General features: G+C 73.3%; 22 protein-coding genes. 18 read left to right on the forward strand and 4 right to left on the reverse strand.

The annotated features are described in order from the left end of the window. Positions 1-290 precede the first annotated feature (290 nt). The 5 genes from AF1_RS23425 to cutA all read left to right on the forward strand — a co-directional run bounded on the left by AF1_RS23425 (position 291) and on the right by cutA (position 7,475). The gene (locus AF1_RS23425) at positions 291-2,045 is read left to right on the forward strand and encodes a PucR family transcriptional regulator (RefSeq protein ID WP_067803267.1); all 1,755 of its coding nucleotides are present in this window, start codon (positions 291-293) and stop codon (positions 2,043-2,045) included. Positions 2,046-2,214: 169 nt separating this feature from the next. Next, positions 2,215-3,693, forward strand: a complete 1,479-nt coding sequence (locus AF1_RS23430) for a uracil-xanthine permease family protein (protein WP_067803270.1) — start codon at positions 2,215-2,217, stop codon at positions 3,691-3,693. A gap of 3 nt (positions 3,694-3,696) precedes the next feature. Next, complete coding sequence (locus AF1_RS23435) at positions 3,697-4,560, forward strand: FAD binding domain-containing protein (protein WP_067803275.1); 864 nt, start codon at positions 3,697-3,699, stop codon at positions 4,558-4,560. After that, positions 4,560-5,060 (forward strand): (2Fe-2S)-binding protein, encoded by a 501-nt coding sequence (locus tag AF1_RS23440; protein ID WP_067803283.1) that lies wholly within the window; start codon positions 4,560-4,562, stop codon positions 5,058-5,060. Before AF1_RS23435 ends, AF1_RS23440 begins: the two co-directional genes overlap by 1 nt. Further along, complete coding sequence (gene cutA, locus AF1_RS23445) at positions 5,061-7,475, forward strand: aerobic carbon-monoxide dehydrogenase large subunit (protein ID WP_067803286.1); 2,415 nt, start codon at positions 5,061-5,063, stop codon at positions 7,473-7,475. Between the two features lie 128 nt (positions 7,476-7,603). Here the strand turns inward: cutA and AF1_RS23450 are convergent, their stop codons facing one another. After that, complete coding sequence (locus tag AF1_RS23450; RefSeq protein WP_242609010.1) at positions 7,604-8,419, reverse strand: polysaccharide deacetylase family protein; 816 nt, start codon at positions 8,417-8,419, stop codon at positions 7,604-7,606. A 233-nt stretch (positions 8,420-8,652) separates the two neighbouring features. Between AF1_RS23450 and AF1_RS23455 the strand changes: the two genes are divergently transcribed. Further along, entirely contained in the window at positions 8,653-9,300 is a 648-nt protein-coding gene (locus AF1_RS23455; protein WP_067803296.1) for an SRPBCC family protein, read from the forward strand. Between the two features lies 1 nt (position 9,301). Here AF1_RS23455 and AF1_RS23460 read toward each other — a convergent pair whose 3' ends face one another. Next, a complete protein-coding gene (locus tag AF1_RS23460) occupies positions 9,302-9,676 on the reverse strand; it encodes an FKBP-type peptidyl-prolyl cis-trans isomerase (RefSeq protein ID WP_067803299.1) in 375 nt (124 codons plus the stop codon). A gap of 154 nt (positions 9,677-9,830) precedes the next feature. On the opposite strand from AF1_RS23460, the gene AF1_RS23465 reads away from it, so the two are divergent. Both AF1_RS23465 and AF1_RS23470 read left to right on the forward strand, forming a co-directional pair. Then, positions 9,831-11,870, forward strand: coding sequence for a hydantoinase/oxoprolinase family protein (locus tag AF1_RS23465; RefSeq protein ID WP_067803302.1), 2,040 nt, complete (start codon positions 9,831-9,833; stop codon positions 11,868-11,870). Further along, complete coding sequence (locus tag AF1_RS23470) at positions 11,867-13,705, forward strand: hydantoinase B/oxoprolinase family protein (RefSeq protein WP_067803305.1); 1,839 nt, start codon at positions 11,867-11,869, stop codon at positions 13,703-13,705. Before AF1_RS23465 ends, AF1_RS23470 begins: the two co-directional genes overlap by 4 nt. A gap of 88 nt (positions 13,706-13,793) precedes the next feature. Here AF1_RS23470 and AF1_RS23475 read toward each other — a convergent pair whose 3' ends face one another. Beyond that, positions 13,794-14,606: a class I SAM-dependent methyltransferase gene (locus AF1_RS23475; RefSeq protein WP_067803308.1), complete on the reverse strand. Its 813-nt coding sequence runs from the start codon at positions 14,604-14,606 to the stop codon at positions 13,794-13,796. Between the two features lie 27 nt (positions 14,607-14,633). Then, complete coding sequence (locus AF1_RS23480) at positions 14,634-15,224, reverse strand: uridine kinase family protein (protein WP_067803312.1); 591 nt, start codon at positions 15,222-15,224, stop codon at positions 14,634-14,636. Positions 15,225-15,261: 37 nt separating this feature from the next. Between AF1_RS23480 and AF1_RS23485 the strand changes: the two genes are divergently transcribed. From AF1_RS23485 to AF1_RS23530, 10 genes are all read left to right on the forward strand, one after another. Continuing rightward, positions 15,262-16,659 carry an acyl-CoA synthetase gene (locus AF1_RS23485; protein WP_067803315.1) on the forward strand — a complete coding sequence of 466 codons (1,398 nt, stop codon included), beginning with the start codon at positions 15,262-15,264 and terminating at the stop codon, positions 16,657-16,659. Positions 16,660-16,823: 164 nt separating this feature from the next. Further along, positions 16,824-17,750, forward strand: a complete 927-nt coding sequence (locus AF1_RS23490) for an ABC transporter ATP-binding protein (RefSeq protein ID WP_067803318.1) — start codon at positions 16,824-16,826, stop codon at positions 17,748-17,750. Then, positions 17,747-18,541 carry an ABC transporter permease gene (locus AF1_RS23495; RefSeq protein WP_067803321.1) on the forward strand — a complete coding sequence of 265 codons (795 nt, stop codon included), beginning with the start codon at positions 17,747-17,749 and terminating at the stop codon, positions 18,539-18,541. Before AF1_RS23490 ends, AF1_RS23495 begins: the two co-directional genes overlap by 4 nt. A gap of 40 nt (positions 18,542-18,581) precedes the next feature. Then, a complete protein-coding gene (locus AF1_RS23500) occupies positions 18,582-19,820 on the forward strand; it encodes a sensor histidine kinase (protein WP_067803324.1) in 1,239 nt (412 codons plus the stop codon). Continuing rightward, positions 19,817-20,422, forward strand: a complete 606-nt coding sequence (locus tag AF1_RS23505; RefSeq protein ID WP_067803327.1) for a response regulator transcription factor — start codon at positions 19,817-19,819, stop codon at positions 20,420-20,422. The genes AF1_RS23500 and AF1_RS23505 overlap by 4 nt, the downstream gene beginning before the upstream one ends. A gap of 148 nt (positions 20,423-20,570) precedes the next feature. Next, on the forward strand, positions 20,571-21,734 hold the full coding sequence (locus AF1_RS23510) for a pyridoxal phosphate-dependent aminotransferase (RefSeq protein ID WP_084263254.1): 1,164 nt from the start codon (positions 20,571-20,573) through the stop codon (positions 21,732-21,734). 132 nt (positions 21,735-21,866) lie between these two features. Beyond that, positions 21,867-22,973 (forward strand): barbiturase, encoded by a 1,107-nt coding sequence (gene bar / locus AF1_RS23515; protein WP_067803332.1) that lies wholly within the window; start codon positions 21,867-21,869, stop codon positions 22,971-22,973. A gap of 78 nt (positions 22,974-23,051) precedes the next feature. Next, a complete protein-coding gene (locus AF1_RS23520) occupies positions 23,052-23,747 on the forward strand; it encodes an SseB family protein (RefSeq protein ID WP_067803335.1) in 696 nt (231 codons plus the stop codon). 98 nt (positions 23,748-23,845) lie between these two features. Next, a complete protein-coding gene (locus tag AF1_RS23525) occupies positions 23,846-25,483 on the forward strand; it encodes an AMP-binding protein (RefSeq protein ID WP_067803336.1) in 1,638 nt (545 codons plus the stop codon). Continuing rightward, positions 25,480-25,971, forward strand: a 492-nt coding sequence (locus tag AF1_RS23530; protein WP_157419280.1) for an MFS transporter, incomplete at its 3' end; no start/stop codon positions are given. The genes AF1_RS23525 and AF1_RS23530, both read left to right, overlap by 4 nt.

A 25,971-nucleotide genomic window follows, 5' to 3' on the forward strand; every position in this document is an offset into this window, starting at 1 on the left:
GCTCGCGGCGCCGGCCGCCGGCGGACGCCGTCCGGGCCGGGCCGGGAGCGGGATCGGGGCGCGGGCGAGGGCAGTCACGTATCCTCCCGAGGCCGGTGTCGGCGGCCGTCCGGCACCCGGACGGCCCGGCCTCTGCGGAGACGGTAGAACGGGCCCCGCACCGGACGTATGGGGAAAACTGCCAAGGATGGTTGTCATCGTTCGTCTTTGTTGTCATTTTTGATCAGGAACCGGTAGCGATCACGCCATTACGGGCGATGTACGCACCAAAAGGCGAGGTGACCCCTGGCATGAGTTACACCACTGCGGACCCGGGCCCACCGGCCCTCCGGCTCGCGAGTACCGGCACACTGACCTACGGCCTGTCGGTCGGCGAGGTCCTCGGCGTCAGCACCCTGAACGGCGCCCGCCTCATCGCCGGACGGTCCGGACTCGGGCGCGTCGTGCAGCGGCTCAACGTGATGGAGGTCCCCGACATCCTGTCGTGGGTCAAACCGAACGAGCTGCTGCTGACCACCGGCTACCCCCTCCGCAACACCCCCCAGTCGCTCGACAACCTGGTCGCCGACCTGGACGAGCGCGGCCTCGCGGCCCTGGCCATCAAGCTGGGCCGCTACCTGGACTCGCTCCCCGCCGAGATGATCGCCCAGGCGGACCGGTGCGGCTTCCCCCTGATCCTGCTCCCGAACGACGTCGGCTTCGACGACATCCTGAACCAGGTCCTGACCGACATCCTGAACCGGCAGGCGGCCGTCCTCGCCCGCACCGAGGAGGTGCACCGGGCGCTCGTGCAGATCGTGCTGTGCGGCGGCGGCCTCCAGGAGGTCGTGGACGAGGTCGCGTCCCTGCTGGACGTGGCGGTCGTGGTGCTGGACGGCGAGCAGCGGGCGCTCGCCGGCGCCGGTCCGGACGAGCACGTCCAGGCGATGCGCGCGTTCGAGGCGGGCCGGCACGCCGCCTGCGGCTGCGGCGGCTGCGGCATCATCGGCGCGCACGGCACCGGCGACCACCTGGTGGTGCCCGTGATGGCGGGCGGCTTCGACCACGGCCGGATCGTCGCGTTCAGCCCCGGCGGCACGCTGCGCGGCACCGACCTCGGCATCCTGGAGCGAGCCGCGACCGTCGCCGCGCTCGTGGTGACCAAGCAGCAGGCCGTCGCGGCGGTGGAGAGCAAGTACCGCGCCGACTTCCTGCGCGACATCCTCGCCGGGCGCGCCGGCGACGACGACCGGGTCGTCGCGCACTGCGGCGGGTTCGGCTGGGACCTGGACCGCCCGATGATGGTGGTCGTCGCCGAGCTGGACGGCCGCCCGCGCGGCACCGACACCGAGGCGAAGAACCGCGGGAAGGCGGCCGAGGCCGACGGCGGGACGCGCGGCGGACGCGGTCTTGAGGAGCGGTCCGCGCAGGAACGGCTCGCCGCCGCGTGGACGACCGCCGTCCGCCGGCACGACAAGGGCGCGGCCGTCGCGAGCTTCGCGCACGAGGTCGTCGCGGTCGTCGGCGCCGACGGTGAAGATCCCGCCGAATGGGCGGCCGGGCCCGTCCAGGCGATGGTCAAGGAGGCGTCGTCGATCTTCGCCGAGCATCTGTCGGGGCGGCGGACCTTCTCCACCGGGATCAGCCGGACCGTGGCCTCCCCGGCCGCGCTGCCCGAGGCCTACGACCAGGCGGTGAAGGCCGTCCGGGTCGGCCGCCAGCTCAACGGCGCGGGCGCGCGGGCGCATTTCGACCAGCTCGGCGTGTACCGGCTGCTCAGCCTGGTCTCCGACCCCGGCGAGCTGCACGCGTTCGTCCGCGAGACGCTCGGTGAGCTCGCCACCGACGACGAGCCGGAGCTGGTGGACCTGCGCCGCACCCTGCAGGTGCTGCTGGAGACCAACCTCAACGTGGCCGAGACGGCCCGCCGGCTGCACTTCCACTACAACACGCTCCGGTACCGCATCGGGAAGCTGGAGCGGATGCTCGGGGCGTTCACCGAGGACGCGCATCTGCGGCTCAACCTCACCCTCGCCCTTCACGTCCTGCGCATGCGCGGTATCTGAAGGTAAGGGCACCGCCCCGTGCCCACCGGACGACGCCCCGGAACGGGTTCACACCGGCCGGTCCTCCCAATCGGGCGGGCGGGCTTTGGCAGAAGTCGCCGATGCCCGCCCACCAGGGTGGATCTACCTTGCCCGCATGAACGCGGTCGGCTGAGCAGGAGGAACCCCGATGGTGATCGGCTGGAAGCTGCACGGTGACGGACGAACGCCGCCGCCCGGGGAGGTCGTCAGGCCGGACGAGCGGCTGTCGTGGCCGCGCACCGCCGGCATCGGCGCCCAGCACGTGGTGGCGATGTTCGGCGCGACGTTCGTGTTCCCCGTCGTGATGGGACTCGACCCCAACCTCGCGATCATGATGTCCGGGGTCGCGACGATCCTGTTCCTGCTGATCGTCGGCGGCCGGGTGCCGAGCTACCTCGGCACCAGCGCCTCCTTCGTCGGGGCGGTCGCGGCGATCCGCGCGGCGGGCGGCGACAGCGCGACCGTCACCGGCGCGATCCTCGTCGCCGGCGTCGTCCTCGCGCTGATCGGCGTGCTCATCCACGTCGCGGGCGGAGATATCGTCCACCGGGTGTTCCCGCCCGCCGTGACCGGCGCCGTGGTGATGCTCATCGGGTTCAACCTGGCCCCCGTGGTCGCCACCGTCTACTGGCCGCAGGACCAGTGGGTCGCGCTGGCGACGCTGGCCTTCGCCGTCCTGTGCGCGGTGCTGCTGCGCGGGTTCTGGGCGCGCATCACGATCCTGCTCGCGCTGGTGTTCGGGTTCGTCCTTTCGTGGATTCTCGACAACACCGCCGGGAAGATCACCTCCGTGCTGCCGGGGCAGAACCTGCTGGACGGGGCGGGCAAGGCGTGCCCGGCCGAGGGCCCGTACTGCCTCGCCACCGCGTTCCCGCACGACCGGGTCGGCTTCGCGGGCGTGCGGGAGGCCGACTGGTTCGGGTTCCCGAGCCTGCACGGGCCCGATTTCAAGACCTCGGCGATCCTGCTGGCGCTGCCGGCGGTGATCGCGCTGATCGCGGAGAACACCGGGCACGTCAAGGCGGTGGCCGCGATGACCGGCGACGACCTGAACCCCGTCCTCGGCCGCGCCATCGCCGCCGACGGAATCGGCACCACCCTGGCCAGCGCGGTCGGCGGCTCGCCCACCACCACCTACGCCGAGAACATCGGTGTCATGGCCGCGACCCGGATCTACTCGACGGCCGCCTACTACGTCGCCGCGATCGTGGCGATCCTGTTCGGGCTCTGCCCGAAGTTCGGCGCGCTCGTCGCCGCGACGCCGGGCGGCGTGCTCGGCGGCATCACCGTCGTGCTGTACGGGATGATCGGCCTGCTCGGCGCGAAGATCTGGATCGAGAACCGGGTCGACTTCGCCGACCCGGTCAACCTCGTCCCGGTGGCGGCGGCGATCATCCTGGCGATCGGGAACGTGACACTGCAGATCACCGACGACTTCCCGCTGCAGGGCATCGCGCTCGGCACCATCGCCGTGCTGCTCGGCTACCACGTCCTGAACGTGCTGCGCAGGCCGGAGGACGCCGGCGGCGGCATCATCGCACCCAAGGAGGAGGAGATCGGCGGTCCCGTCCGGCCGGGGAGGGGCGGCGCCGCCACGGGCGGGGCGCCCGGGACGGAGGCGGGCTGACGCGTGAAACCGCCCCCGTTCGGCTACCACGCCCCCGGCACGCTCGATGAGGCGCTCGGCGTGCTGGCCGCCGTACCGGGCGGCAAGGTCCTCGCCGGCGGCCAGAGCCTCGTCCCGCTGCTGAACATGCGGCTCGCCGCGCCGTCCGACCTGGTCGACATCAACCGGGTCGGCGAACTCGACACCCTGCGCGTGACGGCCGGCGGGGTGCGGGCCGGCGCGCTCGCCCGGCACGCGCGGGTGGAACGCTCCGCGGCGGCCGCGGCCGTCCAGCCGCTGCTCGGGCGGGCGCTCCGGCACGTCGCGCACCCCGCCATCCGGAACCGGGGGACGGTCGTCGGCAGCCTCGCGCACGCCGACCCCGCCGCCGAACTGCCCGCCGTGCTCGCCGTCCTGCGCGGGACGGTCGAGGCGGCGTCGGCGCGGGGCCGCCGCACGATCGCGGCCGCCGAGTTCTTCCGCGGCCCGCTGGAACCGGCGCTGGAACCCGGTGAGCTGGCCGTCTCGGCGTTCTTCCCGGCGGCGCCGCCCCGCACCGGCACGGCGTTCGCCGAGACGGCGCGGCGGCACGGCGACTACGCGCTCTCCGGCGTCGCCGCCGTGGTCACCCTCGACGAGGACCTGCGCGTCGCCGCGGCGCGCACCGGCCATCTCGGCATCGCGCCGGTGCCGGTCGTGTTCGACCTGACCGGCGCCGCGGGTCCGGGCGGCGACTGGGCGGCCGCCGCCGCGCACGTCCGCGAGCGCATCGACCCCGAATCCGACATCCACGCCGGCGCCGGCTACCGGCGGCATCTGACCGGCGTGCTCACCGAGCGCGCCCTGAACGCGGCGGCGTCGGAGGCGCTGCGGAAGGCGGGAGAGTGATGGAGGAGAGCTTCGAGGTCGCGCTGACCGTCAACGGGACGCACCGCACGGCCCGCGTGCCCGCCAGGCGGCTGCTGTCGGACCTGCTCCGGCACGACCTCGGGCTCACCGGCACGCACGTCGGCTGCGAGCACGGCGTCTGCGGCTGCTGCACCGTCCTGCTGGACGGGGAGCCGGTGCGGTCGTGCCTCATGTTCGCCGTCACCGCCGCCGGCCACGAGGTCACCACCGTCGAAGGGCTCGCCGCCGAGGACGGGACGCCGTCCCCGGTGCAGCGCGCCTTCCGCGAATGCCACGGGCTGCAGTGCGGCTTCTGCACACCCGGGTTCCTCTGCACGGTGACGGCGCTGCTGCGGGAGACGCCGAATCCGACCGAGGAGCAGGTCCTGGAGGGGATCTCGGGAAACCTGTGCCGCTGCACCGGCTACCAGAACATCGTCAAGTCGGTGCACCGCGCCGCCGTCCTGCTGGCCGAAGCGGCCGGAGAAGGGGAGTCGTGAATGGGCACGCGCGTCTTCGGGGAACCGGTCCAGCGCCGCGAGGACGGCCGGCTGCTCACCGGCCGGGGCCGCTACCTCGACGACCTCGGGCGGGGCGCGCTCGCGGCGGCGTTCGTCCGGTCCCCGCACGCGCACGCCCGGATCACCGACATCGACGTGTCCGGCGCGCTCGACGTGGACGGCCTCGTCGCCGTCTACACCTGGGAGGACCTGCCCGGGCGGGTGGGGGAGCCGCTGCCGCTGCTCATCCCGCATCCGGCGCTGACGCACGGCCGCACCGGGCATCCGCTGGCGCGCGACGTCGTGCGGCACGTCGGTGAACCCGTCGCGATGGTCGTCGCCCGCGACCGCTACCTGGCCGAGGACGCCGCCGAGCGCGTCCGCGTCGAGTACGAGCCGCTGCCCGCCGTCGTCGGCATCGAGACGGCGGAGCGCGCGGAGCATCTCGTCCACGACGACGTGCCCGGCAATGTGGGGGCCGTCCTCGTCCAGGAGAACGGCGACGCCCGCGCCGCGATCGACGCCGCGCCGCACGTGCTGGAGTTCGGCCTCGCGATCGAGCGCAGCGCGTCCATGCCGCTGGAGGGACGCGGCGTCTACGCGCGGTGGGACGCCGACGACGGGTCGCTGCGCGTGTACTCCTCCACGCAGGCGTCCACCAGCGTGCGGGCCGCGATCGCCGCGCGGCTCGGGCTGCCGAACGGGAAGGTCGAGGTGATCGCGCCGGACGTCGGCGGCGGGTTCGGCGTCAAGATCGTCCATCCGTGGCCGGAGGAGATCCTCGTCCCGTGGGCGGCGCGGCTGCTGGGCCGCGAGATCAAGTGGACCGAGGACCGCCGCGAGCACTTCGTGTCCGCCGCCCACGAACGCGGCCAGCTCCAGGACGTGCGGGTCGGGTTCGACGACGACGGCCGCGTCCTCGGCCTGGACGTGCGGATCAGGCACGACCACGGCGCCTACACCCCGTACGGGATCATCATCCCGATCGTCACCTCCACCCAGCTCCTCGGCCCCTACAAGATCGGCGCGTACCGGGCGGAGGTCGTCAGCCTCTACACCAACACCCTCATCGTCACCCCGTACCGGGGCGCGGGCCGCCCGCAGGGCGTGTTCTGCATGGAGCGGACGATGGACCGCATCGCCCGCCACCTCGGCCTCGACCGCGCCGACGTGCGCGCCGCCAACTTCATCCAGCCGGGCGAGTTCCCCTACGACCAGGGCCTCACGTTCCAGGACGGCCGCCCGCTGATCTACGACTCGGGGGACTATCCGGAGCTGCTCCGCAAGGTGCGGGAGCTGATCGGCTGGGACGGGTTCGAGGCCGAGCGCGCCGCCGCCGCGGCCCGCGGCCGCCGTATCGGCATCGGCCTCGGCGTGTACGTCGAGGGGACGGGTGTCGGCCCGTACGAGGGCGGGCACGTCGAGATCGACACCGCCGGGCGGGTGCACGTGTCGACCGGACTGACCTCGCAGGGGCAGGGCCACGAGACCGTGTTCGCGCAGATCGCCGCCGCCGAGCTGGGCGTCCCGATCGAGGACGTGCGGGTGACGACGGGCGACACGCGGCGCTTCGGGTACGCGGTCGGGACGTTCGCCTCCCGCGCGGCGGTGATGAGCGGCAACGCGATCGCGCTGGCCTGCCGCAAGGTGCGCGGCAAGGCGCTGCGGATCGCCGGGGAGGCGCTGGAGGCCGATCCGGACGATCTGGACATCACCGACGGCGTCGTGCATGTGCGGGGCGACCCGTCGGCGTCCGTCCCGCTGCGGACGGTCGCGGTGCTGTCGAACCCGCTGCGGTACGCGTTCGACGAGGAGGCCGCGGCGGCGACGCAGTTCGCGGTGGGCCGTCCGGTGACCGAGCCGCCGGTCGCGTCCGGGGACGAGCCGGGGCTGGAGGGACGCGACTACTACTCGCCCGTCCGGTCCACGTTCGCGGCCGGGGCGCACGCCGCGATCGTGGAGGTCGATCCGGACACCGCCGAGGTCGCGATCCTGCGGTACGCGGTCGTCCACGACTGCGGGCGGCTCATCAACCCGATGGTGGTGGAGGGCCAGATCCACGGCGGTGTCGCCCAGGGCGTCGGCGGCGCGCTGTACGAGCGGATGGTGTACGACGAGTCGGGGCAGTTGCTGAACGCGTCCTTCATGGACTTCCTCATGCCGTACGCGACGGAGATCCCGCACATCGAGACCGACCATCTGGAGACGCCGTCGCCGCTGAACCCGCTCGGCATCAAGGGCGCGGGGGAGGCGGGCGTCATCCCGGTGTCGGCGGTGATCGCCTCGGCGGTGGAGGACGCGGAGGGCGTGCGCGTGGACGCGATGCCGCTCTCCCCGGACGGCCTCCACACGCTCCGGGAGCGCGCCGCGGGCGACGCGTCGCTGCGCGTCCGGGAGGGGGCGCGGGCGGGCTGATGCCGGCGGGCGGTGCCGGCGGGACCGGCTCGGGTTGCGGGGGACCTCGGCCCCGCCGGCGTGTCGACCCTAGTGAAGGAGACCCGGAGCCTTCGGCGTAACCGGGTTTCCTCCGGGAAGGTCGGAAATCAGCCGTGCGAGGGCGTGTCGGGGGCGTTCCCGCCGAGCGACTTCGGCAGGTAGTTCTCGACGGCGGCGGGCCGGAAGCCGGCCTGCCTGATCCAGCCGAGGATCATCTGGAGCTCCTGCGCGAGGCCCGTGCGGTAGTGCATGAGGATGATGTCGCCGGGCTTGAACCCCTTGCCGCCGTCGCCGCGTGCGAAGCCGTTGTACCCGACGCCGGGCCCGGTCGTGCCGTTGTAGAACTCCGCCGACCACAGCAGCACCGACTTGATGCCGCACTCCTTGGCGACCTGCCGGGTCGTCTGGTTGAAGCTGCCGAACGGCGGCCGGAAGACCTCCGGTCGGCGGCCGTACTGCGTGTGGATGGCGTCGGACGCCCCGCAGATCTCCTTCTTCTGCGCCTCGGCGCTCAGCGTCGCCATGTTGGGATGCGTGATCGTGTGGTTCTCCATGGGCGAGCCCGCGTTGCGCATCGCCCAGAAGTACTGTCCCTGCCCCTTGATGTAGGTCGAGGTCAGGAACGTCATGATGGGAACCTTCTCCTTGCGGACGAGGTTCACGAACTCCGAGTCGTAGGTGTAGCCGTCGTCGATGGTGAGGAAGACGACGCGCTCCCCCGTCTCGATGCGGCTGACGACCGGCGGCAGCCCGTCGGGGGACGGCTTCGGCATCGTCCAGGACCCGGGCTTCGGCGTCGCCCACTTCTGGTCGCCGAGCACCGAGGTGAGCTGCGTCCGCATGGACGGGCCCGAGTCGCCGGCCTGGGCGGCCAGGACGGGCCAGCCGCCCGCGGCCACGCCGAACACTCCGGCGGCAACCATGGCGATCACGGGCGTCTTCCCTCGCATCGGCCGCGTACTCCGTTTCGGTGAGGTCCAGTTAGGTTCGCATCGGTTGACGCGCCAAGGGCGGTCCCGGTTCGCATCCTGCCGGAACCTGCCGGACATATCTGACCATTTCCCACCGCCCGCCGGGGCGTATCTGCCCAATCCCCGGCGTGTACTCGGCAGATGTTGCCGTTCGGCGGGGCCACGGCGTTCTCTACAGTCGGGTCATGCAGCTGAACGGCAGTGCCAGTGTCGCCGCGCCGCTCGACCGCGTCTGGGACGCGCTCCAGGACCCGGCCGTCCTGGCCAGGACGATCCCCGGATGCCGCTCCCTGGAGGAGACGGCGCCCGACACCTACCGCATGACGGTCACGGCGGGCGTCGCCTCCATCCAGGGCACCTACGTCGGGCAGGTGGAACTCGCCGATCCCGACCCGCCGCGCTCGTTCGTCCTGAAGGCGCGCGGCCAGGGCGCGCCGGGCACGGTGGACGCGACGGTCCGGGTCCGGCTCTTCGACGGCGGCGGCGCGACCCGCATCGACTACGACGCGGACGCGGTCGTCGGCGGGATGGTCGGCGGGGTGGGGCAGCGGATGCTGGGCAGCGTCGCCAAGCGCACCGCGGGCGAGTTCTTCGCCGCCGTCGAGCGCGACCTCACCGCGCCCGTCACCGAGGCCGCGCCCCCCGGCGAGGCCGCGCCCGCCGGGACACCGGCGCCCGCCGGCGTCCCGGCGGGCACCGGCACGCTCTACCCGGGACGCGCCGCGCAGGCGCCGGAGTGGCCGGCGATGGCCGTCGCGTTCGCCTCCGGCGGGGCGGTCGCCCTCGCGGGCGTCGCGCTCGGCTACCTGCTCGGCCGCCGCTCGCGCCGCTGAGTCAGCCGACCGCGACCAGGTCGACGACGAAGATCAGCGTCTCGCCCGGCTTGATCGCCGGGCTGGGGCTGCGGTCGCCGTAGGCGAGGTGCGGCGGGATGACGAGCTTGCGCCGCCCGCCGACCTTCATGCCGGCGATGCCCATGTCCCAGCCCTTGATGACGCGGCCGGTGCCGAGCTGGAAGTCCAGCGTCGAGCCCCGGTTCCAGGACGCGTCGAACTCCTCGCCGGTGGACCACGACACGCCCACGTAGTGCATCGACACGTGCGAGCCCTTGACGGCCTCGGGGCCGTCGCCCTCGGTGATGTCGGTGATGTCGAGGTACTCGGGCGGCTGGCCCTCGGGGAAGTCGATCTCGGGGCGTTCAAGCGCCATGGACGGGCTCCAGCGTCGTCGTGTGATGGATCTGCGGTGAATCCGCGGATGAAAAGGCCCAGCCTAGTGCTCCACGCCCTCACGAAAGAACGGCGCCCCCGTTGGCAGATTGCGACGGTTTCGCAGCTGGGCGGGGACCGGTAGACCCTTGCGTATGGCGAGGCGGCTGCGGATAGGGATCGACACGGGCGGGACGTTCACCGACGTCGTCGCACAGGACGAGCACGGCGGGCTCGTCACCACCAAGACGCCCTCGACGCCCGCCGACCCCGCGGAGGGCTTCGCGAACGGCGTCGCGAAGGTGCTCGGCCTGCTCGGCGCGCGGCCCGCGGACATCGCGGCGCTGTCGCACGGCACGACGGTCGCGACGAACCGGCTCCTGGAAGACCGGATCGACGACCTCGGGTTCATCACGACCGAGGGGTTCGAATCCGTCCTGGAGATCGCGCGGCAGAGCGTCCCGGACGGCTACGGCAACAGTTATTTCTGGGTGAAGCCGCCGCGGATCGTCCCCGCGCACCGGGTCCGGGGAGTCGGCGGGCGGCTCGACCACACCGGCGCGGAGATCCGCCCGTTCGACGAGGGGGCGGCGGTCGCGGCGGCCCGCTGGTTCCGCGACCGGGGCGTCCGCGCGATCGGGGTGTGCCTCCTGCACTCCTACGCCGACCCGTCGCACGAGCTGGCGATGCGGGACGTCCTGCGCCGCGAGCACCCGGACGCGGTCGTGTCGCTGTCCTGCGAGGTGCTGCGCGAGTACCGCGAGTACGAGCGGTCGGTGACGACGCTCGTGGACGCCGCCGTCAAGCCCGCGATGAACGGCTACCTGGCGCGGATCACCGAACGCGTCGCGTCCCGCCTGCTGGTGATGAAGAGCAACGGCGGCGTGCTGTCGGCGGAGGAGGTGGCCGGGCAGCCGATCACGACCGTGCTGTCCGGCCCGGCCGCGGGCGCGCTCGGCGCGGCGTTCGTCGTCGCGCGCAGCGGACACGGTTCGGTCGTGACGCTGGACGGCGGTGGAACCTCGACCGACGTCGCCGTCGTCCTGGACGGCGAGCCGACGCTGACGACCGAGGGCTCGATCGGGCGGCACCCGGTCAAGATCCCGATGATCGACATCGTGACGGTCGGCGCGGGCGGCGGCTCGGTCGCGTGGCGGTCGCCGGAGGGCGCCCTGAAAGTGGGGCCGCGCAGCGCGGGCGCCGACCCCGGGCCGCTCTGCTACGGCCGCGGCGGCACCGAGGTCACGGTCACCGACGCGCACGCCGTCCTCGGCCGCATCCCGCCGCATCTGCTCGGCGGCGAGGTCCCCCTGGACGTGGCCGCCGCCCGCCGGGGCCTGGAGACCCTGGCCGGGGATCTCGGCCTGCCGGTCGAGCGGGCCGCCGCCGGGATCCTGGAGATCTCGGCGTGGAACCAGGCCAACGCGATCCGGCAGATCACCGTGAAGCGGGGCCTGGACGTCCGCGACTACCCGCTCGTCGCGTTCGGCGGCTCGGGGCCGCTGCTCGCGTGCCGGCTGCTGGACGTCCTCGGGCTGCCCGCCGCGCTCGTCCCGGAGAACCCCGGCAACCTGTCGGCGTTCGGGCTGCTCACGGTGGACGCGAGGAACGACCATGTGCGCACCCGGGTCGTCCGCGACGCCGAACTCGACCCCGCGCTCCTGGCCTCGGTCTACGCCGACCTCGAAGGCGAGGCCGCCGCGACCCTCGCCCGCGAGGGGTTCGCGGAGGACCGGCGCCGCTTCGCCCGCTCCGCCGACCTGCGCTACCACGGGCAGGCGTTCGAGGTCCGCGTCGCCGCCCCCGCCGGGCCGCCGGACGAGGGGTTCCGCGCGCAGGTCGTCCGCCGGTTCCACGACGCCCACGAGGCCCTCTACGGCTACTGCTACCGCGACGACCCGCGGCATCCGGTCGAGTGGGTCAACCTGCGCGTCTCCGGCATCGGTCCGATCGAGCGCCCGCGTCTCACCGCGCGGCCGGCCGGTGACGGCGACCCGTCGCGGGCCCGCACCGGCACGCGCGGCGTGTACTTCGACGCCTGGGCGGAGACGCCGGTCTACCGGCGCGAGAAGCTCGCCCCCGGCGACGCGATCGAGGGCCCGGCGGTCATCGAGGAGTTCGGCTCGACGCTCCCGCTCCACCCCGGCTTCACCGCGGCCCTCGACCCCTACGGAAACCTGGTGGTCACGCGATGATCGACCCGATCCTGCTGGAGATCGTGGAGGGGACGCTGGCGTCGGTGGAGCGCGAGGTCGAGACGGCCATCGCGCGGACGGCCCGGTCCCCGATGATCCGGGACGCGCACGACTTCCGCGCCGGGATCCACGACCGCCGCCTCCGCAAGCTGACCGGGCGGTCGTACTCGGCGCTCGTCCAGCCGGTCGCGCGCGACTTCCCGCTGGAGACGATGCGTCCCGGCGACGTGTTCTTCCACAACGACGTGTACCTGTCGGAGGGCGGGATCGGGCACCTGCCGGACCTGTGCGTGACGGTCCCGGTGTTCCATGACGGCGAGGTGGTCGCGTTCGTGCAGGCGTTCGGCCATCACGACGACATCGGCGGCGCCGTCCCCGGCTCGATGCCGAGCCATGCCCGCAGCGTGTTCGAGGAGGGCCTGATGGTCCCGCCGATCAGGCTGTGGGACCGGGGCGTCCCGAACGAGGCGGCGCTGACCATCATGACCCGCAACTCGCGGATGCCCGACTCGCTCGCCGGCGACCTGGACGCCGAGTGCTCGGCGTGCCTGATGGGCGCCCGCCGCCTCGGCGACCTGTTCGCCCGGTACGGCCGCGCGGACGTCGAGGCGTGCTTCGACGCGATCATCGACCGGACGACCGAGACGTTCCGCCGCGAACTGCTCGCCAAGATCCCGGACGGGACGTTCGTCTGGGAGGACTACGCCGAGCACGACGGCGTGGACCCGCCCCGCCTGCACGCGCAGCGCATCACGCTCACCGTCGACAAGGCGGCCGCCGTCCCGCTGATCATCGACTTCACCGGTACGTCCCCGCAGGCCAAGGGGCCCATCAACCACGCGGGCGACTATGCCGGCGGCGTCTTCCTGAAGAAGTGGCTGGCACCCGTCCTGCGCAACCTCGCCGACACCCCGGAGCGGGCCGCCGAACTGGACGTCAACGAGGGCGTGGTACCGCTCGTCGAGATGCGCTTCCCGGAGAAGGGCACGCTGCTCACGCCCGTCTTCCCGGCACCGACGAACGCCCGCACGTTCGTGATCCTGCGGCTGCTCGGCGTCCTCGCGGGCGTCCTCGCCAAGGCGACGGGCGGGCGGATGCCCGCCGACCAGGAGACGATCCGCTACACCGGCGTCTACGGCGAGGACGACCGGGGCCCGTACCTCATGCGCGAGGTCCTCGGCGGCGGCTCGGGCGGCCGGTACTACGCCGACGGCGAGGACACCATCCACATCGTGCCCGACTCCCGCAACATCCCCGCCGAGTTCGCCGAGGCCCGCTGGCCGTTCATCGTCGAACGCCTCGGCCTGGCGACCGACTCCGGCGGGCCGGGGGAGCACCGCGGCGGCCTCGGCTACGACAAGCACATCCGGATGCTCCGCGACGCCCGCTACATGTCGATCGCGGACCGCTCGATCCTGTCGTGCTGGGGCGTCAACGGGGGCCGTGCGGGACGCCCGTTCCGCGTGGACATCGACGGCGAGGAGATGGACGGCCTGGTGGACGACCACCCGGTCAAGGCCGGCCAGATCATTCGCATCCGCACCACGGGCGGCGGCGGCTGGGGCGACCCACTGAACCGCGATCCGTCCCGCGTGGCCGCCGACGTCCGCGACGGCAAGGTCTCCCTGGACGGCGCCCGCGACGACTACGGCGTCGTCCTCACCGACGGTGTCGTTGATGAGGAGGCGACCCGGACCCTGCGCGCGCGCCTGCGCGCCGAACGCGGCCCCCTCCCGTTCTTCGACCGTGGCCCCGGCTACCCCGAACTCTCCGGCGGCGCCGCCACCGCCGAAGTCGACGCCCTCGAAGCCGGCCCCTCGCTCGGCGAGGCATGACGAGAACGAATTCAGAGTAGGACCCGGCATCCTCGCTTGCGGTGTGACGAGCGCGAGGGCGACTGACGCACCCCTGGTCAGGTGCGGGTCAGTCGAGAGGTCTGGTGGCGCGGAGGGTGTACATCAGGGGGATGCGGGGGCGGCCTTCGGGGAGGCGGTAGGCGGGGCCGTGGCGTTCTAGGACGGAGAACCGTTGCCAGAGCGTGTGGTCGTGTTCGTGCAGGAAATCGAGGCGCAGTCCTGCGGTGGTCAGGGCGGTGACCACCTCGCCCAGTCCATGGACGAACTCGATCGAGCGGGTGTGCTGGACGGGGGCCTGCGGGTCGGCGTAGCTGCCGGCGTCCGGCTCGTCCCAGATCTGGGGTCCCTCGGCGAAGTAGTCGTAGGTGACCGAGCGGCCTTCCTCGTCGTCAAGGGTGTCGGCGAAGGGGTGGAACTCCGCGAGGTAGACGAACCCGCCCGGACGCAGAAGGGACGTGACGGTCTCGGCCCAGCGGTCGATGTCGGGTAGCCAGCACAGGGCGCCGAGGCCCGTGTAGACGATGTCGTAGGTTTCGCCGAGAACCATCGGCGCGTCGTATACGTCGGCTACGACGAAGCGGGCTTGCAGTCCTGTTTCGTCCGCCACTGTGCGGGCGGCCTCGACGGCCTTCTCGGAGAAGTCCAGTCCGGTCACGTGCGCGCCTCGCCGGGCCCAGGAGAGGGTGTCGAGGCCGAAATGGCACTGCAGGTGGACCAGCCGCCGGCCGGTGACGTCCCCGACTTCGGCCGGCTCGAATTCCCGGAGGGTCTGGCCGCCGGCCTTGAATCCGGCCACGTCGTAGAAGTCGCTGGCAAGGTGGATCGGGACTCGTTCGTCCCAGAGCGCCTTGTTGGTCCTGAGATAGTCGGCATCCGCCATGGTCGTGAGCGTAAGGCAGTTGTGGCCTCATCGGGTTGAGAAGCGGTGTGGGGTGAGGGTGGTGCCGTCCACCTGGAGGTCGCAGCGGGACTGCGTTCCGTCTCCGGTGAAGTGGGCCTGCTCGCGGGCGGCCCAGCGTTCCCAGGCGTCGGCGAATTCGGGGCCGTCGCGGTCGAGGGCGCGGGCGCGGCGGAGGTCGCGCGGGGCGTCCAGCCAGATGCGGTAGGCGGCGGGGGAGCCGGTCCAGGCGGAGCCGACGCCTTCGATGATGAGGACGGGCGGGGGCGGGATCTCCTCTTCGGGGCCGTAGGAGTCGTGGCGCCAGTCGTAGCGGCGGAGGACGGCCGGCCGTCCGCCGCGGAGCGGGTCGAGGACGGACGTGCGGAGCGGTTCCCACCAGGTGAGCGGGTCGGCGTCCCAGGGGATCCGGAAGTCGTCCGAGCGGATGACGGGCGCACCGGCCAGGGCCTCCGCCAGGTGGTCGGCGAACGTCGACTTGCCGGCGCCGCTCGGGCCGTCCACCGCGACCAGCCGCACCGGGCCGCAGGACGGCGGCAGCGCGAGCAGGCGCGCCGCGAGGACGGGGTAGCTCAGGGTCGGGTCCGGCACGGACGGCATACTTCCAGGTGCCGGACGAGAGGGAGAGGGGCGAGTGATGGACCTGCTCGGCGGGACGGGCGGCCCGGTGCGGGTCGCCGGCCGGGAACTGGCGCGCGACGAGCTGCTCGGCCGGGCCTGCGCCGTCGCCGCGGAGATCGCGGGCGCGGACGCCGTCGCGGTGCACGCCACCGCGTCACTGGAGACGGTCGTCGCGGTCGTCGGCGGCATCCTCGCGGGCGTCCCCGTGGTGCCGCTGCCGCCCGACTCCGGGCCCGCCGAGCGCGCCCACATCCTCGGCGACTCCGGCGCGGACCTGCTTCTCGCCGCGGGCGGCGCCACGGAGCAGGCCGATGGCGAGCCGCCCGTGCTCCCCGTCGACGCGCTGCCCCGCGGCGGGAGCGTCCGGGGCGAGGTTCCAGCCGACGCCACCGCGCTGATCCTCTACACGAGCGGCACGACCGGCGCGCCGAAGGGCGTGCTCATCTCGCGGAGCGCGATCGCCGCCGGGCTGGACGCCCTCGCCGGCGCGTGGGCGTGGACGCCCGACGACGTCCTCGTCCAGGGACTGCCCCTGTTCCACGTGCACGGTCTCGTCCTCGGTGTCCTCGGAGCCCTGCGGGTGGGGTCGCCGCTCGTCCACACGGGGCGGCCCAAACCCGAGCTGTACGCGGCGGCGGCGCGCAGCGACGGCGGAAGCCTGTTCTTCGGCGTCCCGACCGTCTGGTCGAGGACGGCGGCCGACCCCTCCACCGCCGCGGCCCTGCGCGGGGCGCGGCTCCTCGTCTCGGGCAGCGCGCCCCTGCCCGTGCCCGTCTTCGAGCGGCTCTCCGAGCTCACCGGGCACCGCCCGGTCGAGCGCTACGGCATGACCGAGACCCTCATCACGGTCAGCGCGCGCGCCGACGGCGACAAGCGGCCCGGCTACGTCGGCACACCGCTGCCCGGCGTCGAGACCCGCCTCGCCGCCGACGACGGCACGTCCGTCCCGCCGGACGGGGAGACGCCAGGGGAACTGCACGTCCGCGCGCCGCTGCTGTTCAAGGGCTACCTCAACCGCCCCGACGCCACCGCGAAGTCGTTCACGCCGGACGGCTGGTTCCGCACCGGCGACATCGCCGCCATCGGCCCGGACGGCTGGCACCGCATCGTCGGCCGCGCGTCCACCGACCTGATCAAGAGCGGCGGCTACCGGATCGGCGCCGGCGAGATCGAGAACGCGCTGCTCGCGCACCCGGCCGTCCGGGAGGCCGCCGTCGTCGGCACCCCGCACGACGACCTCGGCGAGCAGGTCACCGCCTACGTCGTCGCCGACGGCGTCGCGGAACGCCAGCTCATCGACTTCGTCGCCGAACGCCTGTCGGCGCACAAGCGGCCCCGCGTCGTCCACCTGGTCGACGCGCTGCCGCGCAACGCCATGGGCAAGGTCGTCAAGGCCCGCCTGAGCGAGCTCTAAGGCGGCAGCTCCGCGAGGACGGGGGACCAGGCGTCCACCGGCCGCGTCGGCAGTGTCGTGGGCTGGGAACATGACACCTGTCATGCCGATCGGGTGCCAGGCGCCGCCCGAACCGGTGACACGCGCCCCTACCGGCGCGCACGCGTGATCACGAGGCTGGGGACATGGAGAATCCAGCCATCAGCGTCGACGGCCTCCGCCAGCGGTACGGGGACTTCGAGGCCGTCGCCGGCATCTCGTTCGACGTCGGCGGGGGCGAGCTGTTCGCGCTCCTCGGCACGAACGGCGCCGGCAAGACGACCACCCTCGAAACCCTGGAGGGACACCGGGCCGTCCACGAGGGCACGGTCCGGGTCCTCGGGCACGACCCGCACGGGGAGCGCCGCAAGGTCCGCCCGCGGATCGGCATCATGCTGCAGGACGGCGGATTCTTCGCCGACCTCACCGTCGCCGAGACCATCGACCACTGGCGCGGCTTCACCCCCGGGGCACGCGGCCGGGACGAGGCCCTCACCATCGCCGGGCTGGCAGGCAAGGCCGGGGTGCGGGTGCGGCAGCTGTCCGGCGGCCAGAAACGCCGCCTCGACCTCGCGCTCGCGCTGCTCGGCCGCCCCGCCGTCCTGTTCCTGGACGAGCCGACTAGCGGCATGGATCCCGAGGCCCGCCGCGCCACCTGGACCATCGTCCGGGACCTGGTCGCGGACGGCACGACCGTCCTGCTCACCACGCACTACCTGGAAGAGGCCGAGCACCTCGCCGACCGGCTCGCGATCCTGCACCGCGGCCGCATCGAGACGTCCGGGACGGTCGCCGAGGTCGTCGCCGGGCACGGCGACCGCATCAGCTTCCAGATGCCCGGGCACCTGCGGGTCGCCGAGCTTCCCGACCTGCGCGGCGCCCGCGCCGACATCCGCGTGGACGGCGGCCGCACCGTCGCGTCCTACACCGTCGACGGCACCGGACTCCAGACCGGCCTCTACGAGCTGCTGCGCTGGGCCGACGCGGAAGAGGTCCGGCTGGACGGCCTGCGGGCGCGCAGCGCGTCCCTCGAAGACGTCTTCCTCGGCACCGCCGAAGGAGCGGCCCGATGAACCCGTCCGCCGTCCTGCGCGTCGCCCGCCTCGACCTCACCCTGCTCTGGCGGAACCGGACCGCGCTGTTCCTCGTCTTCGGCCTGCCGGTCCTGTTCGCCGCCATGCTCGTCCCCGTGCGGGGCGAAAGGATCGGGGGCGTGGACGGAGCGCTGCTCCAAGGCACCGGCCACCTGGGGTTCTTCCTCATCTTCGCCGTCTTCATGAACCTGGTGAACGTGTTCACCGCCCGCCGCGAGGACCGCACGCTCAAGCGGCTGCGGGGCACCGCCCTGGCGGACGCCGAGATCGCCGGCGGCAGCGTGCTCACCGCGGCCGCGCTGTACGCGGTGCAGGCGGTGGCGCTGCTGGCCGTGCTCGGCGGCGCGCTGGGCGGCCGGTTCCCCGCCGACCCGGTCCTGCTGCTGGCCGGCCTCGGGGGCGGTGTCGCGGTGTTCGCGGCGCTGGCGTTCGCGGTGTCGGGGATCACCCCGAACGCCGAGCTGGCGCAGCTCACCGTGCTCCCGATCATGTTCGGCTGCATGCTCGGGGCCGGGGTGATGTTCCCGCTGGACGGCCTGCCCGGATGGCTCCAGGAGATCTGCCGGTTCGTCCCGCTCAGCCCCGTCGTGGAGATCGCCCGGACCGGCTACTTCGGGCAGGACTTCGTGCACCGGGCCGACCATCCGTCCGTCGGCATCGCCGAGGGGTGGCTCACCTGCGTCCGGTCCTTCTGCGTCCTGGTCTTCTGGGCCGCGCTCGGCCGCGCCCTCGCCGCCCGCTGGTTCCGCTGGGAGCCGCGGCGCGGCTGAACCGTCACCCATTACAGTGCGAGGCCGGAGGGACGGGGACATGACGGTCGCGACGACGGCGGACATCGAGGAACAGGCGGCCCGCAGGCTGGAACGCTACCGGCGGGTGACGTACCGGTCGTTCCTGTTCGCCGCGTTCGGGTTCCTCGCGCCGGGCCTGGCCGGCGCCGGGGCCGCCTACGCCGAAGGTCACGTCGGTGTCCCGGCCGTCATCGCGGTGGTCGCCGGGCTGGGGCTGATGACCTGGTGCTACGCGCGGCTCGTCCGGACCGGCCTGGAGGGCGCGGCGTCCCGGCGCGACATCGCGGTCAGCGGCGCCGTCGCCGGGGCGCTGAGCCTCATGATGCTCACCGACCCGCTGTTCAGCGTGATCCCCGTGTTCTGGGTGTCCGCCGTGGTGCTGTCGCCGATGGGCCGCGGGCGGATCATCGCCCTGTGCGCGGCCGCGGGCATGTTCTGCGGGGTGCTCTCCACGGTCGGGGTGACTCGCCTGCACGGCGCCGGGAACCTGCCGTGGTTCGCGGTCCTCCCGCTGACGACCGCCCTCTACACCGCGGTCTGCGGGGTCGTCGCGTTCGTCAACCGCTACCAGCGGCGCATGTGGGACCTGCACCAGGAGGCGTACGCGGCCCGCGACGCCCTCGCCCGGCTCGCGGTGACCGAGGAACGGCTCCGCTTCTCCCGCGACCTGCACGACCTGCTCGGCCACAGCCTCTCGCTGATCGCGGTGAAGAGCGAGCTGGCGATGCGGCTGGCCCGCGACGATCCGGACCGGGCGGGGGCGGAGATGGCCGACGTCCGGCGCGCCGCCCGGGACGCGCTGCGCGAGGTGCGCGCCGCGGTCCGCGGCTACCGGGCCGTCGAACTGGACGCCGAGCTCGCCGGGGTGCGGGCCGTGCTGGAGGCCGCCGGCGTCCGCTGCGCGATCGGGGACCCGCCGGACGGGCTGCCGCCGGAGGTCCGCTCCGTGCTCGCCTGGGTGATCCGCGAGGGCGCCACCAACGTGATCAAACACAGCGAGGCGCGGCACTGCTCGATCGCCCTCACCCTCTACGGTGGCTCCGTGGTGGTGGAGATGCGCAACGACGGCGTGCGCGGCGCGGAGACCGGGGAGGGCTCCGGGCTGACCGGCCTCACCGAGCGGGCCGCCGTCCTCGGCGGCGAGATCACCGCGGGCCGGCACGGCCGCGACGGGTTCCTGCTGCGGGCCGCCGTCCCGGTGCCGTGCCCGGACGGGCGGGAGGCCGGCGAGGCGATCACGGCGGGCAGGCCCGCGTGATCCGCGTCCTGCTCGCCGACGACGAGCACCTCATCCGCGGCGCGGTCGCCGCACTGCTCGGCCTGGAACCCGACCTGGACGTCGTCGCCGAGGTCGGCCGCGGCGACGAGGTCGCCGCCGCGGTCGCGGCGCACGACCCGGACGTGGCCGTCCTCGACATCGAGATGCCCGGCGCGGACGGCCTCACCGTCGCCGAGGAACTGCACGCGTCCGGGGTCGGCTGCGCGGTCTGCATCCTGACCAGCTTCGGCCGTCCCGGCTACCTGCGCCGCGCCATGGCCGCCGGGGTCCGCGGGTTCGTCGCGAAGGACGCCCCTACCCGGGAACTCGCCACCGCCATCCGCAAGATCCACGGCGGCGGCCGCTACCTGGACGCCGAACTGGCCGCCAGCGCGATGGCCGCCGGAGACAACCCGCTCACCGCACGGGAACGCGAGATCCTCCGCCTCACCGGCGCCGGGACGGAGACCGCCCGCATCGCCTCCGCCCTGCACCTGTCGGAGGGCACCGTCCGCAACTACCTGTCCACCGCCATGGCGAAACTCGGCGAGCCCACCCGCCTGGCCGCCGCCCGCGCCGCCGAGCGGATGGGCTGGATCTGACGACATTTAGAAACTACTCTGCTACATTCTGTCAATGCTCCTCGTGTATACGGGGATGGCCCTACGGGGATGGCCCATGGGGCAGGGGTTTCCCGACACTGGCGGACGGTGCTCCCCGCGTACGCGGGGCTGGGCCTAGGCTTGCGGCGTGAGTGAGTCACTGGTCGAGCGCATGCAAGGATTCGGCGAGACCATCTTCGCTGAGATGTCGGCTCTCGCCGTCCGGACCAGTTCGATCAATCTAGGCCAGGGTTTCCCGGACAGTTCGGGCCCGGAGTCCATGCTGGACGTTGCCGTGGAGGCCATCCGGTCGGGGGCGAACCAGTACCCGCCCGGCCCCGGACTCCCGGACCTGCGGGAGGCGGTGGCGGCGCAACGGCTGGAGCGGTACGGGCTGTCCTACGACCCGGCCACCGAGGTGTTCGTGACCGTCGGGGCCACCGAGGGCATCGCCGCATCGGTGCTGGCGCTCGCCGAGCCGGGCGACGAGGTCGTCGTTTTCGAGCCCTACTACGACTCCTACGCGGCCGTGATCGCGCTCGCCGGGGCCGTCCGCCGGGCCGTCACCCTCCGGCCGGTGCAGGGCCGGTTCACCTTCGACCCGGACGAGTTGCGCGCCGCCGTCGGACCGCGCACCAAGGCCATCCTGGTCAACTCGCCGCACAACCCGACGGGCACCGTGTTCACGCGCGCCGAGCTGGAGACCATCGCCGGCGTCTGCCGCGAGCACGACCTCGTCGCGATCACCGACGAGGTGTACGAGTACCTGACCTTCGACGGGACCGAGCACATTCCGCTGGCGACACTCGACGGCATGCGCGAGCGGACGGTGTCGGTGTCGTCCGCGGGCAAGTCGTTCTCCGTCACCGGGTGGAAGACCGGATGGGTGACGGCCCCCGCGCCGTACATCCGGGCCGTCCAGACGGTGAAGCAGTTCCTCACCTACGCGGTCAGCGCCCCCTACCAGCGGGCCGCCGCGTACGCGCTGCGGACCGAGATCCCGTGGGTGGAGGAGCTGCGCAAGTCGCTCCAGGCCAAGCGGGACCGGCTCATCACCGGGCTGGAGACCGCCGGGTTCACCGCCCACCGGCCGCAGGGCACCTACTTCGTGCAGGCCGACATCCGGCCGCTCGGGTTCACCGACGGCATGGAGCTGGCCCGCGCCCTGCCGCAGAAGGCGGGCGTCGTCGCGATCCCGACGCAGGTGTTCTACGACCACGCCGAGGCCGGCGCCCACTTCGTCCGGTTCGCGTTCTGCAAGAAGGACGAGGTCATCGACGAGGCCGTGGAACGCCTCGCCCGCCTCCGCTGAGTCCCCGAGAACTGCCGAAGAAACGGCGTTCGTTGGGCGGTTTTCGCCCGTGAGCACCGCCTCCCGTGCGGCTAGCGTCCGACCCGTGACCGGGGTGGAGACCGATCATCCGATCAGCTGAGGAGCGATGACGTGCCCGATCCGATCGAAGTCCGCAAGATCCCCATCGAGAGCGTGACCGACGCGTCCGGGCTGGCCCGGCTGATCGACGACGGCGTCCTGGAGGCCGACCGGGTCCTCGCCGTCGTCGGCAAGACCGAGGGCAACGGCGGCGTGAACGACTACACGCGGCTGCTGGCCGACCGGGCGTTCCGCGAGGTGCTGATCGCCCGGGGCACCCGGACGGCGGACGAGGTGGCGCGCGTCCCGCTCGTGTGGTCCGGCGGCACCGACGGGGTGCTCAGCCCGCACGCCACCGTGTTCGCGACCGTCGACCCCGCGAAGGCGCCGGCGTCGGACGAGCCGCGCCTGTCGGTGGGTGTCGCGATGAGCGACGTCATCCGGCCCGAGGACATCGGGCGGCCCGCGATGGTCGAGACGGTCGCGGCCGGGGTCCGCGCGGCCATGGAGACCGCCGGGATCGACGACCCGGCCGACGTCCACTACGTGCAGACCAAGACGCCGCTGCTCACCCTCGACACGATCAACGACGCGAAGTCGCGCGGCCACGACGTCGTGACCGAGGACACCCTGAAGTCGATGGACATCTCCAACTCCACCACCGCGCTCGGCATCGCCGTCGCGCTGGGCGAGATCGAGATGCCCTCCGCCGAGCAGATCCACCGGGACCTGGCGCTGTACTCGTCGGTGGCGTCGTGCTCGTCCGGTGTGGAACTGGACCGGGCGCAGATCGTCGTCGTCGGCAACGTCCGCGGCATCGGCGGCCGGTACCGGGCCGGGCACGGTGTGATGAAGGACGCGCTGGACGCCGACGGCATCTGGGACGCGATCAGGACGGCCGGCCTCGACCTGCCCGAAAGGCCCCGCGCGTCCGACCTCGGTGACCGGCTCGTCAACGTGTTCATCAAATGCGAGGCCGACCCGGGCGGATCGGTCCGGGGCCGCCGCAACATCATGCTGGACGACTCCGACGTGCACTGGCACCGGCAGATCAAGGCGTGTGTCGGCGGGGTGGCGGCGTCCGTCACCGGCGATCCGGCGGTGTTCGTGTCGGTCGCGGCCGTTCACCAGGGGCCGTCCGGCGGCGGCACCGTCGCGGCCATCGCCGACCTCGGCTGACCCGCGGGAAGAACCGGGGGAGGGAGAGTGCCCGGGTAGCCGCGCATGGCGGTCGCCGGAGGTTATAGCCTTCCTGCCGTGTCCGGACTGACCATTCCCGAACCGCAGTTCCCCGGTGACGACGGAAGCGCCGACCCCCGGCTGGCCGAAGTGCTCGCCGGGTACGCGGCCGGGCGCATCGGGGCGCACGCGGTGCTGCGGCTGCTGCAGGGCGCCCGGCTGCTGGTGCCGATCGTCGCCGTCCTCACCGAGGAGGAGGACGTCGAGCCCGGTGAGCTGCGGCGCGAGAAGACCAGCGAGATGGCGCTGCCGACGCTGATCGGGGACGACGGGCGGCGCGGCGTGCTCGGCTTCACCTGCACCGAGACGATGAAGGCGTGGCGCGCCGACGCCCGCCCGGTGTCGGTACTCGGCGCCGACGCGTGCCGCGCCGCGCTCGACGAGGGCGCCGACGCGCTGGTCGTGGACGTGGCGGGCCCCGTCCCGTTCGCCGTGGAGGGCCTGCACCTGCATCTGCTCGCCGAGGGCGGTCCCCTCCCGCCGCCGCACGAGGACCCGGACGTCCTCGCGGCGGTCGAGGCGGCGTTCGGCTCCGAGCCGTCCGTGACCGGTGTCCGCGTGCTGGAGGGGACGTCCGCCGAGGTCGCCGTGCGGTTCGCCGTCGTCCCCGGGCACGACGAGCGCGCCACCGTGCAGCGGGTGTCCGACCGGCTCGCCGAAGTGCTGCGCGGCCGCGTCGTCGGCGCCGTCGAGCTGAACGTCGTGCGCCCGTAGATCGTTCGCGCCGGCCCCGCCGGTCTTCGTCAAGACTGGCCGTTGCCGTTCCCGCCGCGCCGTGGTCATGATCAAGTCACCCGGCATGGAAGGGGTCGATGGTGACGGTCCTTCACGACGCACAGGAGTTCCGGCGGCGGGGCTGGTGGCGGGACGGAACATTCCTGGACGATCTCGACCGGTGGGCGGCCGCCGCCCCGGACCGTCCGGCGGTGGTCGGGCATGTCTGGGAGACCGGGGACGCGCCCGACACCGTCCTCACCTATGCGCGGCTCGCCGAGCTGGCGGACCGGTGCGCGGCGGGCCTCGCCGCGCTGGGGATCGGCCCCGGCGACCGCGTCGCGATGCAGCTCGTCAACCAGTGGCAGGCCACCGTCCTCGCGCTCGGCTGCGGGCGTGCCGGGGCGGTCGTGGTGCCGTACTACATCGCGACGGGCGCCGTCGACACCGAGTGGATCCTGCGCGAGTCCGGGGCCCGGGCCGTGGTGTCGCTGGACGGGGTGCGCGGGCTGGACATCGCCGCGACCATCGCCGGCATGCGGGACCGGCTGCCCGCGCTGCGCCACCAGATCGTGGTGGGGGAGAAGGTCCCCGATGGCGCGATCGGCTTCGAGGACGGGCTGCTCGCGGCGGACGGCGCCGCGCCCCGGCACCGGCCGTCCGGCGACGACGTGTTCCAGATCATGTACACGTCGGGGACGACCGGGCGGCCGAAGGGCGTCCGGCACTCCCACAACACGCTGTACGCGATGGCACGTTCCTACACCGTCCCGCTCGGGCTCGGCGAGGACGACGTGCTGTCCACGCCGTGCATCGTCGGCGGGCAGGGCGGCTGGCTCTACGGGATGCTGGCGCCGCTCGTCGCCGGCGCGACGGCCGTGTGGGCGGACGCGTTCAACCCCGGCGACTTCCTCGACCTCGCCGCCGAGTACGGGATCACCGCCGCGTACTTCACCCCGCTCATCCTGGACGAGCTGGTGGCCGAGCAGCGGGAGAACCCGCGGACGGTGGCGCTGCGGCACATGGTCACCGGGTCCACCCCGATCCCGCCGGACCTGCCGGGACGGTTCCACGAGACGTTCGGCCTCCCCGTCCGGTCGCTGTGGGGGATGACCGAGAACGGCGGCGTCACGATCAGCCGCCCGGACGACCCGCCGGACTGGGCGTCCCGCAGCGACGGCCGGCCCGTCGAGTGGATGTCGGTGCGGCTGGTGGACGAGGACGGCGCCGTCGTCGGGGACGGGCCGGGACGGCTGGAGGTCCGCGGCGCGAACATGTGCCTGGGCTACGAGGGCGCCGACGAGGTGTTCGCCGCCGCGCTGCACGACGGCTGGTTCGCCACCGGCGACCTGGCCCGGCCGGACGGGCGCGGCGGCATCAAGATCATCGGCCGTACCAAGGACATGATCAACAAGGGCGGGCTGCACGTCCCCGGCGTCACCGTCGAGGACATCGTGCGCGCCGACCCGCGCGTCGCCGAGGTCGCGGTCGTCGGGGAGCCGGAACCGCTGCTCGGCGAGACCATCGTCGCCGTCGTCGTCCCCGCGCCGGGCACCGCGCCGCCCACGCTGGAGGACCTGCGGAAACGGGTCGCGGACGCGGGGATGACGCCCGGCTACGAGCCCGACCGGCTGGAGATCGTCGCCGAGCTGCCCAAGACCCCGACGGGGAAGGTCCGCAAACGCGTCCTTGAGGAGGAGTTCGCCCGGAGGGCGCGCACCGACACCGCGCGGTGAGCACCGGGTCGCTCGCCGGACGGCCCGCCGCGCCGGTGCGCCCGTCCCGGCGCCGGGGCCTGGCGCTGACGTCCGTCATCCTCGCCAACGTCATGGCGGTGATCGACTACAACATCGTCAGCGTCGCGATCCCGCAGCTGCTGCGGGCCTTCCCGGGCAGCACCCTCGCCGGGCTCTCCTGGACGATCACCGCGTACACGGTGGTGTTCGCCGCCGTCCTGCTGCCCGCCGGCGGGATGGCCGACCGGCTCGGGCCGAAGCGGATCTTCCTTGGCGGGCTCGCGGTGTTCACCCTCGGCTCGGCCGCCTGCGCGCTCGCCGGCGGGCCGCTCGGGCTCGTGCTGGCGCGGATGCTGCAGGCCACCGGCGGCGGCGCGGTCGTCGCGCTGTCGATCTCGGTCGGGCTGAGCGAGTTCCCCGGCCGGGCCGGGCACGCGTTCGGGCTGCTCGGCGCCGCCGCGGGCGTCGCCGGCGCGAGCGGGCCCGCG

Source organism: Actinomadura formosensis NBRC 14204 (assembly GCF_001552155.1).
GTDB lineage: Bacteria > Actinomycetota > Actinomycetes > Streptosporangiales > Streptosporangiaceae > Spirillospora > Spirillospora formosensis.

Bases quoted from the DNA above. Each gene is read 5' to 3' on its own strand.
- AF1_RS23485 (WP_067803315.1), top strand. From the start codon at position 15,262: ATGGACCTGCTCGGCGGGACGGGCGGCCCGGTGCGGGTCGCCGGCCGG.
- AF1_RS23470 (WP_067803305.1), top strand. From the start codon at position 11,867: ATGATCGACCCGATCCTGCTGGAGATCGTGGAGGGGACGCTGGCGTCG.
- AF1_RS23450 (WP_242609010.1), bottom strand. From the start codon at position 8,419: ATGGTTGCCGCCGGAGTGTTCGGCGTGGCCGCGGGCGGCTGGCCCGTC.
- AF1_RS23425 (WP_067803267.1), top strand. From the start codon at position 291: ATGAGTTACACCACTGCGGACCCGGGCCCACCGGCCCTCCGGCTCGCG.
- AF1_RS23440 (WP_067803283.1), top strand. From the start codon at position 4,560: ATGGAGGAGAGCTTCGAGGTCGCGCTGACCGTCAACGGGACGCACCGC.
- AF1_RS23455 (WP_067803296.1), top strand. From the start codon at position 8,653: ATGCAGCTGAACGGCAGTGCCAGTGTCGCCGCGCCGCTCGACCGCGTC.
- AF1_RS23480 (WP_067803312.1), bottom strand. From the start codon at position 15,224: ATGCCGTCCGTGCCGGACCCGACCCTGAGCTACCCCGTCCTCGCGGCG.
- AF1_RS23430 (WP_067803270.1), top strand. From the start codon at position 2,215: ATGGTGATCGGCTGGAAGCTGCACGGTGACGGACGAACGCCGCCGCCC.
- AF1_RS23495 (WP_067803321.1), top strand. From the start codon at position 17,747: ATGAACCCGTCCGCCGTCCTGCGCGTCGCCCGCCTCGACCTCACCCTG.
- AF1_RS23475 (WP_067803308.1), bottom strand. From the start codon at position 14,606: ATGGCGGATGCCGACTATCTCAGGACCAACAAGGCGCTCTGGGACGAA.
- AF1_RS23525 (WP_067803336.1), top strand. From the start codon at position 23,846: ATGGTGACGGTCCTTCACGACGCACAGGAGTTCCGGCGGCGGGGCTGG.
- AF1_RS23460 (WP_067803299.1), bottom strand. From the start codon at position 9,676: ATGGCGCTTGAACGCCCCGAGATCGACTTCCCCGAGGGCCAGCCGCCC.
- AF1_RS23500 (WP_067803324.1), top strand. From the start codon at position 18,582: ATGACGGTCGCGACGACGGCGGACATCGAGGAACAGGCGGCCCGCAGG.
- AF1_RS23465 (WP_067803302.1), top strand. From the start codon at position 9,831: ATGGCGAGGCGGCTGCGGATAGGGATCGACACGGGCGGGACGTTCACC.
- cutA (WP_067803286.1), top strand. From the start codon at position 5,061: ATGGGCACGCGCGTCTTCGGGGAACCGGTCCAGCGCCGCGAGGACGGC.
- AF1_RS23490 (WP_067803318.1), top strand. From the start codon at position 16,824: ATGGAGAATCCAGCCATCAGCGTCGACGGCCTCCGCCAGCGGTACGGG.